The sequence below is a fragment of the Streptacidiphilus sp. MAP12-16 genome (assembly GCF_041262165.1).
In the GTDB taxonomy this organism is placed as follows: Bacteria; Actinomycetota; Actinomycetes; order Streptomycetales; family Streptomycetaceae; genus Streptacidiphilus.
The window spans coordinates 56,612-74,418 of the sequence record NZ_JBGCBY010000005.1; the positions used below are offsets into that span (position 1 = coordinate 56,612).

The following is a 17,807-nucleotide window of genomic DNA, read 5'->3' on the forward strand; positions in this document are numbered from 1 at the left end:
GTGTCGCCGAACTCGACGACGCGGGGCTACCTGCTGGGGTTGCGTCGGACCGCGAAGCGTCCCTGCCTTCCACTTTGGCCCGCTGCTCCGAGTGGCGCGGCCCGGAGGGAGCCCTAAGTTCCTACGGGAGTGCGTACTCCCGGATCCCGGGACGGAATCGGAGCCTCTACGCGGTGTTCACCAGCTGATTCCGGCCGCCACCGGCAGGTGGTCGCTGCCGGTGGCCGGCAGCACCCACGAACTCTCCGGCTCCACGCCGCGGACCAGGATCTAGGCGGCCCAGCCCTCGTCGGTGGCGGTTCCGCGCAGCGCGGCCCGCCCGGCGGCTCGACCCCACTCGTCGGCTCGGTCCACAGGGGGTGGTCGGCGGGGCTCGTCAGGGATGGTGAGCTGGGCGTCGGAGGGCTTGGACGCGGTTGGGGTCGAAGGTGTTGCGGCTGGTGGTGGTCGCTGAGATGTGGATCCGGGTGAAGAGGTAGCGCAGGACCTGAGCCTTGTGTTCGGGGGGGAGGCGGTTCCAGCCGAAGAGGGCTCCACGGCCCGTGACCACGCCGTCGAGTGCGTCGGCTGGACGGATGGTGACGGTCCGGTGGGCGGCTCTCGCGCCGAGGCCGGTCGTGGGGTGGGCGGTGATGGCCGGGCTGGTGTCGAGGCTGGTGGCGTCCAGATCCTGGAGGAGACGGATGGCCTCCTCGGCGACGAGGGCCTCCAGCGGCTCGGCGCCGATGCGGCGTGCACAGCGGTCCGGAGTCACTGCGCTGGCCGAGGCGCAGACGTAGGTGGGGTACGTCCCCAGGATGGCGCCGACCATGGCGCGTTCGCAGCGGCTGCACCAGGCCAGTCCGGTGAGCGGGTAGAAGCGGATCGGGCGGCGTTCGGCACTGCGCCTTTCGGATTCCTGCTGCCGCAGGCGGCGGGTTTGCTGCCAGGTGTCCAGGCTCACGCAGGGCGCCCACACGGCGGTGACGGGCCGCCCGGAGGCGGCGCGGACGATGTGGCCGTCTTTGACGCGCAGTCCGGCGTAGCGCGGGGCGTCGAGGATCCGGGTGATGCCGCTGACGGTCCAGGCTTTGCCGGTGGCGGTGGGGATGCTGCGGTGGTTGAGGTCGAGGGCGATGGCACGTCGGGTGTTCCCGGCCAGGTACTGGTTGTAGATGTCCTGGACCACCGCGGCTTCGGTGTCGATCAGCGCGGTCATGCCGGATGTGTATCCGTAGGCGCGCAGGCCTCCGCCGTGCGCGCGCCCTGCTTGTGCGGCCTCCTGGTGCGCGGTGCGGGCGTGGTGGGCCAGCGCTTCGCGGGTTGCGCATGTCGCCTGTGTGCGGTCGATTTCTGCTTGACGTACCAGCGGGTCGTTGAGGTCGCGGGGGTGGCCGTGCAGGATCAGTTGGTGATCGGCGGCGGTGGTCAGAAGCTGGGCCAGGGCGTGGGGTAGGTGGTCCAGGCGCTCGGCGCGGTGGAGGAACAGGTGGCGGAAGTCGCCCGATCGCGCACTGGTGATCATCTGCTGCCAGGCGGGCGGGGTGGCGTTGTTGGCCCACGCGGTGAGCTGCGTGTCGACGAACACGTGCCGGGTGGGGATCTCAATCCCCAGGGCGTCCGCTGCCTGGCGGTTGAGGCGCTCCTGCTCGGCGACGGTCGTCTGGAGTGGCTCGTGCCTGGCGGGCGCCCAGCAGTAGACCGCTCCGTGGGGGAGTTCTGGCATGGTGGCACCGTCTTTGAGGGGTGCGGTGATCGCGAGATCCGCACCGTCCGACCGGAGCTGGCTGCGGTGTGGCGCTCGATCGGACGGTGGCTGGTCGTCGCATGTGGCCGGGCCGGCCGGGGAGTTGGAACGCGGCCGCGGTCTCGCGCGGGCGAGTGAATGCGGCCGGCTCACCTGCGAGCGTAGTAGCGGTCGCAGGTGAGCCGGGTGGTTCCGCAGGGTCAGTGCGGGACGGTCAGCTGACGTTGAGTGCGGTGTCGTCGATGACGAAGCTGGTCTGCAGGGACGAGTCCTCGGAGCCGGTGAACTTGAGAGTCACCGTCTGTCCGGCGTAGCTGGACAGGTTGAAGGACTTCAGGCTGTAACCGGAGTTGTGGTTGAGGTTGGAGTAGGTGGCGATGGTGGTGCTGCCGATCTGCACCTTGAGGGTGTCGTAGGCGGTGCTGGTGGTGGTCTCGGAGGTGTCGATGTGCAGGTAGAAGTTGAGCGTCGCCGTGCAGCCCGCCGGGATGGTCACGGTCTGCGCGAGCGTGTCGGTGTGGGTGCTGCCGTAGCCGTCGAGCCAGGCCTTCCAGCTGCCGGAGTGGGCGGGTTCACTGCTGGAGTTGTCGATGACACCGGCGGTGGCGGACCAGGGTGCGGCGCTGCCGGTCTCGAAGCCGGGGTTGCCCAGCTTCTGCCCCGGGCTGCCGCAGCCACCGCCGCCGGAGCCGGCGACGGTCCAGCTGAAGGAGGTCGAGCCGGACGCGGTGCCGGAGGAGGCGGTGACCGTGACGTTGCTGGTGGCTGCGGTGGTGGGGGTGCCGGAGATCAGGCCGCTGGAGGAGATGGTCAGGCCGGCCGGGAGTCCGGTGGCCGTGTAGCTGAGCGACTTGCCGGCCGAGTCGGTGGCCTTGATCTGCAGTGAAGCGGCGGTGCCGACGTTGCCGGTCTGGTTGCCCGGGTTGGTGACCGAGACGGTCTCGGTGCTGGTCGGGTTGACCGTCCAGCTGAAGCTGGCGCTGCCCGAGGCGCCGGTGCTGTCCGTGGCCTTCACCGTGACGCTGCTGGTGGCTGCGGTGGTGGGGGTGCCGGAGATCAGGCCGCCGGAGGAGATGCTCAGGCCGGCCGGAAGCCCGGTGGCCGTGTAGCTGAGGCTCGCGCCGCCGGAGTCGGTACCGGAGATCTGCAGGGAGACTGCGGAGCCGACCGTGGAGTTCTGGTTGCCCGGGCTGGTCACCGTGACGGTGTTGCCGCCGTGGTTGAGGATCGGGTGGGAGATCGCGCAGGCGTTGGTGTCGTTGGACCAGCTGGCCTGCTCGGAGAAGGTGCCGGTGCCCATGGAGATGTTGGCGGCTCCGCCGGCGGTGCCGGGGGCGAGCCAGGCGCACTCGTCGGAGTTCTCCTGGCCGTTGAAGGAGCTGCCGGACTGCTGGTTGGTCCATCCGCCGGCCGGGAACTGGTCGGACATCGTCTCGTGCCATTCGTGGCCGAGGGTCATGGTCCAGCCGTCGAGGGTTCCGGGGGAGTTGACGAAGCCGACGCCGCAGCCGGAGCCGGAGTCCATGTTGTAGGGCTGGTTGGAGAAGGCGAGGTCGCCGTAGGGGGAGTTCACGGCGCCGCCGGTCAGCGAGCTGTCCCCGGTGTAGTCGTGCCAGGCGCAGTACTGCCCCTGGTAGTTGTCCGGGTTGCTGCCGGTGGGGGAGAGGATCACGTAGTAGGCGTCGCGGTTGGCCGCGGCCGTGGTGTTCCCGAAATGGCCGGCCGCGTTGACGGCCTCCGTGCCGAGCTGGTTGCCGGATGCGGCGCTGGGCGAGGCGGCCGAGTTGTCGTACCAGACGCCGGACAGGACGCCGCCGCTCTGGTACGGGATGAAGCTGCCGTTGGTGGGGCAGCTCGTGGCGCCGGCCGAGACGTTCGGGCCGTCGCACCACTGGGTCAGCTCCGCGGACCACAGCTCGTTGCCGGTGCCGATGCCCTTGAACATCTCCTGGGCGACCGCGGCCGCGCCGTCCGGGTCGCCGGAGAAGGTCGCGTCGCCGCTGCCGTTGGTGCTCTGGCTGCCCCACTGCGAGCCGTAAAAGACCAGGTAGACCTTGGCGTGGCCGTCCAGGACGCCGACACCGTTGGTGCCGCCTCCGTAGGACAGCGTTTCCGGGCCGGTGGCGGCCTGCGGCGAGGCGTGCGAGGCGGCCCAGGACTTCATCTTCGCGTTCTGCGAGATGGTCGGCAGGACGCCGTGCCGGTAGGAGTGCTGATAGGCCGGGCTGTAGGGGTTGGCCGACGATGACACGGCGGCGGACGCCTGCGGGGCGGCCATGCCGAGCGCTGCCACACCGGCCAGGGCGAGCGACGCGAGACCGGTCAGGGCCGCGCGCGCCGTCCTACGGCGAAGGGGTATGCCCATTGTGTGGGGGATCCTCTCTTGTGGGCAGCGTGAGTGACTGCCCGTCAGCTGGAACCGGAGGCGCAGCCACTCGTAATATGTCGTGCACACATCAATTCGAAGGCCACAAGGATGCACCTGCGTTGGAGGTGAACGAAACTGAGTGGCTGTCACCACCGGCTGTGGTGTGTGCTTCAAGCTAGAGAAGCAGGGGGGTGAACGCCCGTCAATACACCCTTCCAGACCGCTTTGGGCCGAAAAGATCAAGGATCTTACCGTTCGGTAAATCTCAGCACGTGGGAACGGTCAACGCGCGTAGTTGCGACGCCACTACAAACCGCGTCCGTTCGTTGCGCGCCCGGGCCCGAGCCCCGGTTCGTTGCCGCAGCCGCCCGCAAACAGTCGGCACGCATCGCCGCGCGCGTCAGTGCCTACCAAGCGCTGCCCGGCCTCGGCTACCCGGCAGCCGACGACCGCACGACCGCACGACCGCACGATCGCACGATCGCCGAAGTACTCACCGCCAACGGCGTCGAGGTCGAACTCTCCTGCGAACAAGACATCTGCACCCCGGTCGAGCGAGTCGCCAACAGCCAGATCACCATCCTTTCGCCGCTGGTTGATCCTCCAGTCCGCAGGTGAATCGCATGTGTGCGGCACCACTCGTTTCGGTCGCCCGGCATTGCTTCAATCGCAGTAATCGTATGGTCGAGGACGCTGGAGCGACGTGGATCTGAACACGGTGGTGGAGGTGTGCGACGCTCGCCGTCGCGAAACGTGGCGGCCCGGTGATGCCTGGCTGGGCGGCGGCACGTACCTGTTCTCGGAGCCGCAGCCGCACATCCGCAGGCTGATCGATCTGAGCCGGATGGACTGGGAATCGCTGACGGTGACCGCCGAGGGAGACCTGGAGATCGCCGCGACCTGCACGATCGCCGAGCTCTCCCGATTCCCGAAGCCGACCCACTGGGTCGCCGGGCCGCTGTTCGAGCAGTGCTGCCGGGCGTTCCTCGCGTCGTGGAAGATCTGGAACATGGCCACCGTCGGCGGCAACCTGTGCAACGGGCTGCCCGCCGGGCCGATGATCTCGCTGACAGCAGCGCTCGACGGCATCTGCCTGCTGCAGTCCCAGACGGGCGCTGTGCGCCAGATCCCGGTCGCGGACTTCGTGGTCGGCGCCGGTGTCAAGGTGCTCGAACCCGGCGAGCTGCTCCGTTCGATCACCCTGCCGGCCCGTGCGCTCGGCAGCCGTACCGCGTTCAGGCAGGCCTCGCTCTACGGGTTGGGCCGATCCGGCGCGCTGGTGATCGGCGCGCTTGACCCGGTCGACGGGATGCTGACCATGACCGTCACAGCCTCGACCGTGCGGCCGATCCGCATGCGGTTCGCGCTGCCGCCGAACGCGGAGGCCGTGCGCGAGGCGGTCGAGTACGCGATCGCGCCGGACGAGTACTACGACGACATCCACGGACTGCCGGCCTGGCGAAGGCATATGACCTTTCGCTTCGCCGAGGAGATCCGCCGTGAACTGACCGAGGAAGGTGGACGATGAGCTTCGAGGTCCGCGTCAACGACCAGGACTTCGACGCCGAGCCCCGCCCCGGGCAGTGTCTGCGCACCTACCTGCGCGACCGTGGCTGGTTCGGGGTGAAGAAGGGCTGCGATGCCGGCGACTGCGGTGCGTGCACCGTCCAGGTCGACGGCAAGCCCGTGCACAGCTGCATCTACCCGGCCGTGTGCGCCGAGGGCCGCTCGGTGACCACTGTCGAGGGGCTGGCCAAGGACGGCGAACTTCATCCGATGCAGCAGAAGTTCCTGGACGCCCAGGGCTTCCAGTGCGGTTTCTGCACCGCCGGGTTCCTGATGACCACCTCGGCCCTCGATGAGGAGCAACTCACGGACCTGCCACGGTCGTTGAAGGGAAACCTGTGCCGCTGCACCGGCTACCGGGCGATCGAGGACGCCATTCGCGGGGTCAGGCACACCGAACAGCCCCGCGCCGGGCAGGCCGTCGGTCGCAGCCTCGGCGCGCCGGCCGGGCCGCAGGTGGTCACCGGCACCGCCCGCTACACCTTCGACATCGAGGTCGAGGGGCTGCTGCACATGAAGCTGCTGCGCTCCCCGCACCCGCACGCCCGGATCATCTCGATCGACACCTCGGCCGCGCTGCGGGCGCCGGGGGTGCACGCGGTGTTCACCCACCACGACGCGCCGGACAGGCTGTACTCCTCTGCCCGGCACGAGCACCCCACTGAGGACCCGGACGACACCCGGGTGCTGGACGACGTGGTCCGCTTCGTCGGGCAGCGCGTGGCGGCCGTGGTAGCCGACAGCGAGGGGCTGCCGAGGAGGGCTGCCGCCGGATCGCCGTCGAGTACGAGGAACTCCCGTACGTGGTCGACCCGGAGCTGGCGATGCTGCCCGGTGCACCAGTGATTCACCCGAAGGGTCCGGAGTCGCGCATCTTCCGTGCCGCGGACAACGTCTGCGGCGAGGTGCACGGCGAGATGGGCAGCGTCGAACGGGGTTTCGCCGAGGCTGACGTCGTCTATGAGGAGACCTTCCAGACCCAACGGGTGCAGCACGCCAGCCTGGAGACGCATGGCTGTGTCGCCTGGTTCGAGGAGAACGAGGAGACCGGCGAGGAACGGATCGCGGTTCGCTCGTCCACCCAGGTGCCCTTCCTGACCCGGCGTGCGCTGTGCGCGCTGTACGACCTGCCGCAGGACAAGGTCAGGGTGGTCGCGGGCCGGGTCGGCGGCGGGTTCGGCGGCAAGCAGGAGATGCTGACCGAGGACATCGTCGTGCTGGCCGCGCTGAAGCTGCACCGTCCGGTCAAGCTGGAATTCACCCGCCCCGAGCAGTTCTACGGCGCGACCACCCGCCACCCGTTCAAGATCACGGTGAGGGTCGGTGCCCGGACTGACGGCACTCTGACGGCTCTGCAATTCCGAGTGGTCTCCAACACCGGCGCGTACGGCAACCACGGCCCGGCGGTGATATTCCACAGCGTGGGCGAGTCGATGGGCGTGTACAAGGCGCCGAACAAGAAGGTGAACGCCTACTCCGTCTACACCAACTGCGTGCCCGCCGGGGCGTTCCGCGGCTACGGGCTTGGCCAGGTGACCTTCGCTCTGGAGTCGGCGATGGACGAGCTGGCCCGACGCCTGGGCATCGATCCGCTGATCCTGCGCGAGAAGAACGTCATCGGCCCTGGCGACCACATGGAGGGCCCCTGCGGCGAGGAGGAGGATCTGCACATCGCCAGCTACGGCCTGGACCAGTGCCTCCAGGTGGTGCGCGACGCCATCGCCGACGACCGCAGCGCCGAACAGGCACCCGAAGGATGGCTGATCGGCCAGGGCTTCGCCATGGCCGCCATCGCCACTGGCCCGCCCGGCGGCCACTTCGCCGACGCGACGGTGAAGCTGCTGGAGGACGGCACGTACGACATCGCCGTCGGTACGGCGGAGTTCGGCAACGGCACCACCACCGTGCACAAGCAGATCACCGCGGGGGCGCTCGGCACCACGGTGGACCGTATCGCGATCCGGCAGTCCGACACCGATGTCGTCCGGCACGACACCGGCGCCTTCGGCTCGGCGGGGACGGTGGTCGCCGGCAAGGCGGTGATGAAGGCCGCCAACGCGCTTGCCGAGCAGATCCTCTCCTTCACCGCCGAATATGCCCGCACGTCGCGCAGCCTGCTGCGGCTCACCGCCGACGCGGTCGAGTGCGACGGGCGGCTGGTGTCCCTCAAGGAGGTCTTCGAGGCAGCGCGTGGCAGGGGAGTCGACCTGGCAGCCGACGGTCACTGGGGCGGCTCCCCGCGCTCGGTGGCCTTCAACTCGCAGTGGTTCCGTCTGGCGGTCGACCCCGACAGCGGCGAGATAAGGATCCTGCGCAGCGTCCACGGGGCGGATGCCGGAAAGGTCATGAACCCTTTGCAGTGCCGCGGCCAGGTCGAGGGCGGCGTCGCCCAGGCCCTCGGCGCGACCCTCTTCGAACAGGTCCTCGTGGACGAACGCGGTCAGGTCACCACCGCCGCCTTCCGCCGCTACCGACTGCCGACCTACGCCGACGTGCCGCGCACCGAGGTCCACTTCACGGAGACCTCGGACGCCATCGGGCCGCTCGGCGCCAAGTCGATGAGCGAGAGCCCCTTCAATCCGGTCCCGCCCGCCTTCGCCAACGCCCTGCGCGACGCCACCGGCATCCGCTTCACCGAGGCCCCCTTCCTCCGCGACAAGGTCTGGCAGGCCATCAGCGAGCACCGCGCCAGGACGCGCGCACAGCGTGCATGAGAGGTCCTCGCCCGTCTGAACCGCCGACTCCGCGACTCGGTTCGGGCAGCAAGCGGGGCCCTGGATGCAAAAGCTGGAGCCTTGCGGCCGTGGAGCCGACGAACGACTGAACTCCCGCCCTGTGAACGCTGCTTGAAAGAGCTGGACGGCTTGCACATCGGGGTGGCGTGGGCGACGCGATAGCTGCAGGACCGGCGCGAATCGAAACCGGTGCTCCGACCCGCCGAGTCCGGTCGGCGCCTGCCGATCGGGCAGGCCTTCAGTGGTCGTCTTGGTGGGTCTGGGCGGTGGAGGGCGCAAGCGCCGGGATTCGGCGCAGGGTGATGTGGCACAAGGCGGCGAGTGCGAAGCCGACTGCGGAGGTGATGTCTCCGATTGCGGGGTGGGCCTTGGCGATCGGACCGGTGTAGTAGCTCTGGTTGCTGAACAGCCAGACCGACACGGCCGCGCCCAGGAGGAAGGAGAGCAGACCCGACCAGTTCGTGAAGCGCGGGTCGGTGAGGCGGGTACCGATGTCCTCACGTCGCGTCAGGAATCGCTCGGTGAGGTACACCGCGATCCAGGGGCCGACCCAGTAGCTGATGATGAGGAGGAAGTTCTCGTAGCGGCTGCCGGAGTCCTTCAGTCCGGTGAGGGCGACCGCAGTTCCGAGGACTCCGAAGACGATGACCGCCCAGGCGCGCGTGGATCTGACCGGGAGCCTGATTCCGAGGGTGGTGAAGGAGACGGCAGCGGAGTAGATGTTGAGGGCGTTCGCGCATACGCCGCCCAGGATGATCGCCAGCAGGGTGAGGTCCGCCAGAGGGCTTGGCAGAAGACCGGTGAAGGCCGCGGTGGGTGAGGCGTTGGGATCGGTTGCGATGGTGGCGGAGGCGGCACCGGCGGCCAGGAGAACGGCGTTGGAGCCGAAGTTGCCGACCGCCGGCCACAGGCCGGTCTGCCACCTCGGGGCTGTCGACGGGAGGTAGCGGGTGTAGTCGGAGGCGAAGGGCGTCCAGCCGCCCGCGTAGCCGAAGGCGGCTCCGGCGGTGAGGAGGAATCCGCCGGAGCCGCCGCCGTGGCTGGGAGCACCGAGGTGGGCCTTGCCGAGGGTGGCCACCGTGGCGGTCAGGAACACCACGACCAGGACCGGCATGGCGAAGCGCTCGAACCGGTGGATGAGATTGTGGCCCAGGAAGCCGGCCAGGATCTGAAGCGCGGCCACGGCGAGCAGGCTGGGTATCTTGGGCAGGCCCAGGAGGGTGTTCAGGGCGAGGGCCGCGCTGACGCTGTTCACAGCGAACCAGCCCAATCCGGCGGTCAGCGTGTTCACCGCGGCCGGAACGCAGTTGCCGAGGCGCCCGAAGGCCAGACGGCTGAGCGCCATCTGCGGAAGTCCGTGCAGCGGACCGTCCTGGCTGAGCAGGCCCAGGCAGAGCGAGGCGAGGCCGGTGCCGAGGAGCAGGGCGGCCATCGCCTGCCAGAAGCTGAGTCCGAAGGCCGAGACGGCGAGGACGCCGATGAAGACGGTGGCGAACTCCATGTTGGGCGAGGTCCAGGTCCACAGCAGATGCAGCGGTCTGCCGTGGCGCTCGGCGGCTGGGATGGCCTCGGATCCCGCCGCCTCGACGGCGAGGACCTTGGAGCCGTATGCGGATTGCGATTCTGACGGAGCATCAAGGGCGGTGGGTCTCGCAGGTGCGTCGCTGGACTGGGTCATTCGTCTCACTTGCCTTCACTGGAGAGGGGCATGGCGCTCGTCGAGTGATGCCCGGCGAATCGGGTGTGGAGTTCGGAGGTCAACGCCGGCCAGACCACCGGATCGTGGCCGGGAACCAGGCGGTAGTTGCGTTCGGCGGCGATGCGCTTGAGCTTGCGGATCTGCTCGACGGTCTCCGCAGGTTCCACACCGACGGTGGCGCCGATCGCGAGCTCGTGCTCGATGTTCTCGGTGAGGTCTGCGGCGTCGAAGGCGAAGACGAATCCGCCCCCGCCGACCGAGTCGTCCAGATCCACCACGAAGCTCTGGTGTCCGGGAGTGTGACCCGCCGTCAGAACCGCGGTGACGCCAGGAGCGATCTCGGCGTCACCGTCAGCGACCTCCCAGAGCATGTCGGGGTGGTCGAAGTCGATCCGGTTGACTGCGTTGCGCTCGGGGATCGGGTGGGGTGAGAACCCGAAGTCGAGCTCGGCCCGCTGGACGTGCACCGGCACCCGTCCGGCAAAGTGCCTGAGGCCGCCGGCGTGGTCGTGGTGCAGATGGCTCATGCCGACCGCGTAGATCCTGTCCATGTCGATGCCCGCGCGGGCCAGGGCCTCTTCCAGCGGCTCCCCCGGGCCCGGCAGGATGGGACGGTAGGCCGGATCGCCGAAGAAGCGCCGACGCAGGGCGGCGTCGTTGATCAGCGCGGTGTTGAATCCGGTGTCCAGCAGCATCCAGCCGCCATCACACTCCAGCAGCACTCCCGGAGTGGGTTCGCGCAGGCGCTGCTCGGGCGGAGCTCCGTGGACGGAGATCGACTTGGGCAGGTCCTCCCAGCCGAGAGTGAGCAGGATGATCCGACGTACGCCGTTCTTCACAGGAGCTCCCAGGTCGGCAGCCGACGATGGGGCAGCCGGGCGCGGCATGCCTCCCGGGCCTCTGACCCGCCGGGAAACGGGGGCTCAACGGGGATCGGGTTGTTCACCATGCTGGTCCTCCTGGTGTGAGCGGCGGACGGAGGTGAGCGGCTCAAGCCCGACCCACTGCCGAAGTCTCGGGGAGCGGGTCTTGCTCAGTGGCGTCAAGCCGCAGGGCGCGTCCGTCGGGCCATGGCCGCGACCGGGGACCAACCGTGCCGCAGCTCAATACCTGTCAGGTGACAGAAATTAGGGCCGCCGGGTTTCACCGCGATGTCACGCCCATGTCGGCACGGTAAGAGGCCGCCTGGCCAAGCCGATCGCGGACGACTCTGGGTTCCTCACAGGACGGGGGCTCGTCCGCGTGTTGCGGCCAGTACAGTACGTGGATGGTGAAGCTACGGGAGCAGATTCTTGCCGAACTCGGCGTCAAGGCGACCATTGTGCCCAAAGTCGAAATCCGGCAACGGGTCGACTTCCTCAAGGACTACCTGCGGTCGACCCCGGCCAAGGGCTACGTGCTCGGGATCAGTGGCGGCCAGGACAGCACGCTGACCGGCAGGTTGTGCCAGCTCGCCAGCGAGGAGCTACGTGCCGAGGGGCATGAGGCCACCTTCGTCGCGGTGCGGCTGCCCTACGGCGTGCAGGCCGACGAGCACGACGCGCAGATCGCGTTGGGGTTCATCCAGCCCGACCGGACGATCGCGGTGAACGTCAAGCCGAGTGCGGACGCCGTCGCCGCCGAGGCGGCGCTCGGCCTGCGGGAGCTGCTGGGCAGGGGGTCCCCCCGTCCGGAGGATGAGGGCGAGCCGAAGCTGCGGGACTTCGTGCGCGGCAACATCAAGGCCCGCGAACGCATGGTGATCCAGTACTCGATCGCCGGGCAGCTGGGCCTGCTCGTCGTGGGCACCGACCACGCGGCCGAGGCGGTGACCGGCTTCTTCACCAAGTACGGCGACGGAGGTGTCGACATCACCCCGCTGACCGGACTGACCAAGCGCCAAGGTGCGGCCCTGCTACAGGAGTTGGGTGCACCCCCGAGTGTCTGGGAGAAGGTGCCGACCGCCGACCTCGAGGACGACCGGCCCGCCCTGCCCGACGAGGTGGCACTCGGCCTGACGTACACCCAGATCGACGACTATCTGGAAGGCGCCGACGTCACGCCGGACCTGGCGGCGAAGGTGGAGTCGGTCTACCTCGCGACCCGGCACAAGCGAGCCGTTCCGGTCACCCCACTCGACGACTGGTGGCGGCGTTGATCCCGCACCGCTCTGGAGCTGCCGGCGCAGCACCGCGTTCTCGTGCCGTAGCACCAGCAGTTCCGCGTCCTTGACGGACTCCCGGCTCAACACAGCACTTCCGGTACGGACGGCCGCGCACGGGTGGCCCGGTACAGCAGCGAGATGGTTACCGGCGTCGCGTCGCAGCGACCGCCGATAGCTTTCTGCACGCATCCGCCCACCTGCGGCTGTTCTGTGGCCGAGCACGGAAATGGGGGGCGGGGCCGCACGCGCCGCTGGTAGCGTCGGCGGTATGCAGGTCATCACGCGCAGCATCGCCGCGGCCGCACGAGCTATCAGCTCGCCGGTTGCCGCTGCCTGACCTCCCTCCCGCCGGCGACCGGAAACGGTCCGCCGGTGCGTCGTTCGACACCCTTTCGCTTGCCTGTGCCAGCGCGGTCGTTTCCGGTCCCCAAGACCCGAAGGGCCCGTGCCATGAACACCGAACAGACCGTCAGCACATTCGTCGACTTCTTCCGTGAGCGCGGACACCAGCGCATCACCGGCGACTCGCTGCTGCCGCCTCCCGGAGACCCGGTGCTGTTCACCACCTCCGGCATGCATCCGCTCACGCCTTACCTGGAGGGCCGTCCGCACCCGCTCGGACGGCGCCTGGTCGGTCTCCAACGCTGCCTGCGCACCACCGATCTGGACGAAGTCGGCGACAGCACCCACCTGACGGTGTTCGAGATGCTCGGCTCCTGGTCGCTGGGAAACTACGACGGCTCGCAGAGTCTGCGGTGGGGTTACGAACTCCTCCGTGACGGCTACGGCCTCCACCCCGACCGGCTGCACGTCACCGTCTTCGGCGGTGACGAAGAGGTCGGCCCCGATACCGAGTCCCTGCGCACCTGGAACGAGCTCGGAGTGCCCGTGGAACTCACAGGGGAGGACAACTGGTGGTCGAACGGTCCCACCGGGCCGTGCGGACCCGACTCCGAGATCTTCGTATGGACCGGGGACATGCCACCGCGGGGGACACCGAGCACTGACCCGCAGTGGGTCGAGGTCTGGAACCACGTGAAGATGCGCTACCGCCGTCACGACGACGGCCGCCTCGAACCCCTCGTGCAGACCAGCATCGACACCGGGCTGGGACTGGAACGGCTGGTCACGATCCTGCAGAAGAAGGGCTCCGTGTTCGAGTGCGACGTCTTCGAGCCGTGGATGAGTGTCATCCCGACCGTGTGGGGCGCGGACCAGACGTCACTGCGCATCATCGTCGACCACCTGCGCTCCGGCATCGTCGTCATCGGCGACGGGATCACCCCGTCCAACACAGGGCGCGGCTACGTGCTGCGCCGGCTGGTGCGGCGCGTGCTGACCATCCTGTGGCGTGACGACTCCACCCGTACCCTGTCCGACCTGCCGGTGGACCTCCTGGAACACACCCGCGACCACTTCCGGCAGACGAGCGACGTCGGGCACGTGCGTGACGTGCTGCTCACCGAAGAGCGGCGGTTCCTCGGCCTGTTGGAGCGCGGCCGGGTGGTCCTGTCGCGTCAGGGCCTCACTGGCGGGCCGTTGACCGAGGAACAGTACGACTATCTTCACGACACCCACGGCTTGCCCCGTGAGCTGGTCCTCGGCCTTCTCACCCCGAACCGCGCTGACGGCGTCGCCCCGCGCTGACCCGCGCTGACCCGCGCTCACGGCGCAGGGGGGGTGCGGCGCTGCGCTGCTCGTGTGCGTGTCCGCCGAGGCCCTGGCCCGGTCCGTGCGCGGTCCGGGCCAGGGACCGGGCCTCGGGCGAGTGCTGTGCCGCCGGACGGGTGCCTGCCGGAGTGTTCTGCTCCGTTTCCCGGTTCCCCGGTGCACATAGTGCGATATGACCCGTACACGGACAGCAGTGCTCTGCGCCGCCACGCTGATCGCGGCGACGCTCCCGACCATGGCCGGCGCCGCCACCCGGACTGTCGCCCGAGAGTCGCACGCCTGTGTCAGCTCTCCGAAGCCCGCGCGCGGCGAGGCTCGCCGAGTCCTCGCCACCGCCAAGCGGGCCAAGAAGGAACTCGACCTGAAATCCGTGCTGCTGCGGGTCACTGTCAACGGCCGACCGCTCGTCACCGACGCGCTCGGCGAGTCCATGACCCGCGTTCCCGCCGAGCCGGACATGCACTTCCGCGCCGGTTCGGTCGGCATCGCCTACCTGGGCACCATCCTGCTTCAGCTCGTGGAAGAGAGGAAGGTCCGCCTCGACGACCCGGTCTCGCGCTGGCTGCCCGAGCTGCCGCACGCTCACCGGATCACCCTGCGCATGCTCGGCAGCTCCACCTCGGGCCTCGCGGACTACGTCACCGACCCCCAGTTCATCTCCGCGCTGGAGGCCGCGCCGTTCCGCCAGTGGACTCGGGCGGAGGTCGTCGGCATCTCCACGGGCCACCCGCTGCTGTACAGGCCCGGAACCAACTGGAGCTACTCCCACGCCAACTTTCAGATCCTCGGCGCCGCCCTGGAGAAGATCACCCACACTCGGCTCGACCGCCTGCTGGAACAGCGCGTGACGGGCCCGCTCCGACTGCGCGACACCCGCAACAGCTACACCCCCGACATCCAGGCCCCCGTCCTGCACGCCTTCACCGCCGAACGCGGCAGCTACGAGGAATCGACGTTCTGGAACCCCTCGTGGACCACCGCGCCCGGTGCCGTCATCACCACCGACATCTGCGACCTGGCCCGATCGGCCCAGGCCATCGGCGCAGGAGAACTGCTCTCGCGGCGTGCCTACCGGGTCCAGCTCGACCCCGGCACGGTCGGCCTCGGCAAGGCCACCCGCACCTGTCCCGCCACCGTCTGCCTGACCAACACCGAAGCCACGCACTTCGGGCTCGGGATCATCGTGCTGAACGGCTGGATCGTGCAGAACCCCTCATTCTCCGGCTACGCCGCCATCCAGGCCTACCTCCCGGCCGAACACCTGGCCATCGCGGTCGCAACCACCAAGGGCCCCACCACTCCTGACGGCAACACGGCCCAGACCATCGCCGAGCGCATCGCCGCCGTCCTGGCTCCGAGCCACCCCCTGGCCACCCACTGACCCGCTCCCGCGGAGTCGATGAGGTTCGTGGTGGGCGCTGACGGCGCGGACCGTGCCGGCGTCCATGACGACGATGCGGTCGGCGGCGCCAGGACGACCCGGGACGGGCGTTTCGTACTCGTCCTACCGGACACGGGCCGGATCCAGGGCAGGGTCGGTGTCGAGGAGGGGCAATCACGAGATATCTTGATGTCGAGACGTTTTCCGACGTGAAGCGGAGTACCGGTGACTGACTCGACCATCATCTATACACACACTGACGAGGCCCCGGCCCTGGCCACGTACTCGTTCCTGCCTGTGGTCCAGGCCTACGCCTCGACAGCGGGCGTCCGGGTGGAGACCCGCGACATCTCCCTGGCCGGGCGGATCATCGCGAGCTTCCCGGAGCGTCTCGAGGAGGGCCAGCGCATCGGCGACGCCCTCGCCGAGCTGGGCGCGCTTGCCAAGACCCCCGAGGCCAACATCATCAAGCTGCCGAACATCTCGGCCTCGATCCCGCAGCTCAAGGCGGCGATCGCGGAGCTCCAGCAGCAGGGCTACGCGCTGCCGGACTACCCCGACGACCCGCAGTCCGACGAGGACCGGGACGTTCGCGCCCGCTATGACAAGGTCAAGGGCAGCGCCGTCAACCCGGTGCTGCGTGAGGGCAACTCCGACCGGCGCGCGCCCGCCTCGGTCAAGAACTACGCCAAGGCGCACCCGCACCGCATGGGCGCCTGGACGCCCGACTCGAAGACGAACGTCGCCCACATGGACGCCGACGACTTCCGTTCCACCGAGCGGTCCGCTGTCGTAGCCGAGGACGGTTCGCTGCGCATCGAGCTGGCCGCCGCCGACGGCAGCACCACGGTCCTGCGCGAGTCGGTGCCCGTGCTCGCCGGTGAGGTCGTGGACGCGTCCGTCATGCACGTGGCGGCGCTGCGCGAGTTCTTCGCGGCCCAGGTCGCCCGCGCCAAGGCCGAGGGCGTGCTGTTCTCGGTGCACCTCAAGGCCACGATGATGAAGGTCTCCGACCCGATCATCTTCGGCCACGTGGTGCGGGCCTTCTTCCCGAAGACCTTCGCCCAGTACGGCGAGGTACTCGCCGCCGCTGGGCTGAGCCCGAACAACGGACTCGGCGGAATCCTCAAGGGTCTGGACGCGCTGCCGGAGGGCGCGGCGATCAAGGCGTCGTTCGACGCCGAGCTGGCCGAGGGCCCGGCCCTGGCGATGGTCGACTCCGACCGCGGCATCACCAACCTGCACGTCCCCAGCGACGTCATCGTCGACGCCTCCATGCCGGCCATGATCCGCACCTCCGGCCACATGTGGGGCCCGGACGGGAAAGAGGCCGACACCCTCGCGGTCATCCCCGACAGCAGCTACGCCGGCGTCTACCAGGTCGTCATCGACGACTGCCGTGCCCACGGCGCCTTCGACCCGGCCACCATGGGCTCGGTGCCGAACGTCGGCCTGATGGCGCAGGCGGCCGAGGAGTACGGCAGCCACGACAAGACCTTCGAGATCCACGCCGACGGCACGGTCCGGGTCGTCGACAACGCCGGCAACGTCGTGCTGGAGCAGCCGGTGAGCACCGGCGACGTCTTCCGCATGTGCCAGACCAAGGACGTGCCGATCCGCGACTGGGTCAAGCTCGCGGTCCACCGCGCCCGCGTCACCGGCACCCCGACGGTGTTCTGGCTCGACGAGAGCCGCGCGCACGACGCCAACCTGATCGCCAAGGTCAGGGCGTACCTGCCCGAGTACGACACCGACGGGCTGCAGATCGAGATCATGTCGCCGGAGAAGGCGACCGCGTTCACGCTGGAGCGCATCCGCCGCGGTGAGGACGCCATCTCGGTCACCGGCAACGTGCTGCGCGACTACCTGACCGACCTGTTCCCGATCCTGGAGCTCGGTACGAGCGCCAAGATGCTCTCCGTCGTCCCGCTGATCAACGGGGGCGGCCTGTTCGAAACGGGCGCGGGCGGCTCCGCGCCCAAGCACGTCCAGCAGCTGCTCAAGGAGAACTACCTGCGCTGGGACAGCCTGGGCGAGTTCTTCGCGCTCGCGGCCAGCTTCGAGCACCTCGCGCAGACCACGGGCAACGCGCACGCCCAGGTCCTCGCCGACACGCTCGACCGGGCGACCGGCACCTTCCTCAACGAGGACAAGTCGCCGAGCCGTCGCCTGGGCGGCATCGACAACCGCGGCAGCCACTTCTACCTGGCGCTCTACTGGGCCCAGGAGCTGGCCAGGCAGACCGATGACGCGCAGCTGGCCGAGGCCTTCGCGGGTCTCGCCAAGACGCTGGCCGAGCAGGAGCGGACCATCGTCGACGAGCTGCTCGCTGTCCAGGGCTCGCCGGTCGACATCGGCGGCTACTACCAGCCCGACCCCGCCAAGGCGGCGGCCGTGATGCGTCCGTCGAAGACCCTCAACGAGGCGCTCGCGACCCTCGGCTGAAGCGATCCGCGCGGGAGTTCCGCGCGGTGAGGGGAAAGGTCCCCGGGCCCCGTCCGCCGCTCCGCGGCGACCG

11 protein-coding genes are annotated in these 17,807 nt (G+C 69.2%); 7 read left to right on the forward strand and 4 right to left on the reverse strand.

All coding sequences use genetic code 11. The features are described from left to right. Positions 1-376: 376 nt before the first annotated feature. Positions 377-1,705, reverse strand: a complete 1,329-nt coding sequence (locus ABIA33_RS07645; protein ID WP_370078525.1) for a recombinase family protein — start codon at positions 1,703-1,705, stop codon at positions 377-379. A gap of 235 nt (positions 1,706-1,940) precedes the next feature. Beyond that, positions 1,941-4,091 (reverse strand): putative Ig domain-containing protein, encoded by a 2,151-nt coding sequence (locus ABIA33_RS07650; RefSeq protein WP_370078527.1) that lies wholly within the window; start codon positions 4,089-4,091, stop codon positions 1,941-1,943. A 706-nt stretch (positions 4,092-4,797) separates the two neighbouring features. Here ABIA33_RS07650 and ABIA33_RS07655 point away from each other — a divergent pair. From ABIA33_RS07655 to ABIA33_RS07665, 3 genes are read left to right on the forward strand one after another with little or no spacing between them, the layout of a single operon-like run. After that, entirely contained in the window at positions 4,798-5,622 is an 825-nt protein-coding gene (locus ABIA33_RS07655) for a xanthine dehydrogenase family protein subunit M (protein WP_370078529.1), read from the forward strand. Beyond that, the gene (locus ABIA33_RS07660; protein WP_370078531.1) at positions 5,619-6,506 is read left to right on the forward strand and encodes a 2Fe-2S iron-sulfur cluster-binding protein; all 888 of its coding nucleotides are present in this window, start codon (positions 5,619-5,621) and stop codon (positions 6,504-6,506) included. Before ABIA33_RS07655 ends, ABIA33_RS07660 begins: the two co-directional genes overlap by 4 nt. Further along, positions 6,464-8,374: a xanthine dehydrogenase family protein molybdopterin-binding subunit gene (locus ABIA33_RS07665; RefSeq protein ID WP_370078533.1), complete on the forward strand. Its 1,911-nt coding sequence runs from the start codon at positions 6,464-6,466 to the stop codon at positions 8,372-8,374. Before ABIA33_RS07660 ends, ABIA33_RS07665 begins: the two co-directional genes overlap by 43 nt. A 259-nt stretch (positions 8,375-8,633) precedes the next feature. Here the strand turns inward: ABIA33_RS07665 and ABIA33_RS07670 are convergent, their stop codons facing one another. Further along, entirely contained in the window at positions 8,634-10,073 is a 1,440-nt protein-coding gene (locus ABIA33_RS07670; RefSeq protein WP_370078535.1) for a cytosine permease, read from the reverse strand. A gap of 5 nt (positions 10,074-10,078) precedes the next feature. Continuing rightward, positions 10,079-10,933 (reverse strand): N-acyl homoserine lactonase family protein, encoded by an 855-nt coding sequence (locus ABIA33_RS07675; protein ID WP_370078537.1) that lies wholly within the window; start codon positions 10,931-10,933, stop codon positions 10,079-10,081. 428 nt (positions 10,934-11,361) lie between these two features. Between ABIA33_RS07675 and nadE the strand changes: the two genes are divergently transcribed. From nadE to ABIA33_RS07695, 4 genes are all read left to right on the forward strand, one after another. Continuing rightward, on the forward strand, positions 11,362-12,231 hold the full coding sequence (nadE, locus tag ABIA33_RS07680; RefSeq protein WP_370078539.1) for an ammonia-dependent NAD(+) synthetase: 870 nt from the start codon (positions 11,362-11,364) through the stop codon (positions 12,229-12,231). 456 nt (positions 12,232-12,687) lie between these two features. Then, a complete protein-coding gene (locus ABIA33_RS07685; RefSeq protein ID WP_370078541.1) occupies positions 12,688-13,884 on the forward strand; it encodes an alanine--tRNA ligase-related protein in 1,197 nt (398 codons plus the stop codon). Between the two features lie 196 nt (positions 13,885-14,080). After that, a complete protein-coding gene (locus ABIA33_RS07690; RefSeq protein WP_370078543.1) occupies positions 14,081-15,289 on the forward strand; it encodes a serine hydrolase domain-containing protein in 1,209 nt (402 codons plus the stop codon). Positions 15,290-15,514: 225 nt separating this feature from the next. Then, on the forward strand, positions 15,515-17,734 hold the full coding sequence (locus ABIA33_RS07695; RefSeq protein WP_370078545.1) for an NADP-dependent isocitrate dehydrogenase: 2,220 nt from the start codon (positions 15,515-15,517) through the stop codon (positions 17,732-17,734). The last annotated feature ends 73 nt before the right edge of the window (positions 17,735-17,807 follow it).

What these genes read in the sequence shown, in the direction of transcription:
- ABIA33_RS07645 (WP_370078525.1), bottom strand. Translation starts at nt 1,705, where the DNA reads ATGCCAGAACTCCCCCACGGAGCGGTCTACTGCTGGGCGCCCGCCAGG.
- ABIA33_RS07650 (WP_370078527.1), bottom strand. Translation starts at nt 4,091, where the DNA reads ATGGGCATACCCCTTCGCCGTAGGACGGCGCGCGCGGCCCTGACCGGT.
- ABIA33_RS07660 (WP_370078531.1), top strand. Translation starts at nt 5,619, where the DNA reads ATGAGCTTCGAGGTCCGCGTCAACGACCAGGACTTCGACGCCGAGCCC.
- ABIA33_RS07670 (WP_370078535.1), bottom strand. Translation starts at nt 10,073, where the DNA reads ATGACCCAGTCCAGCGACGCACCTGCGAGACCCACCGCCCTTGATGCT.
- nadE (WP_370078539.1), top strand. Translation starts at nt 11,362, where the DNA reads ATGGTGAAGCTACGGGAGCAGATTCTTGCCGAACTCGGCGTCAAGGCG.
- ABIA33_RS07685 (WP_370078541.1), top strand. Translation starts at nt 12,688, where the DNA reads ATGAACACCGAACAGACCGTCAGCACATTCGTCGACTTCTTCCGTGAG.
- ABIA33_RS07690 (WP_370078543.1), top strand. Translation starts at nt 14,081, where the DNA reads ATGACCCGTACACGGACAGCAGTGCTCTGCGCCGCCACGCTGATCGCG.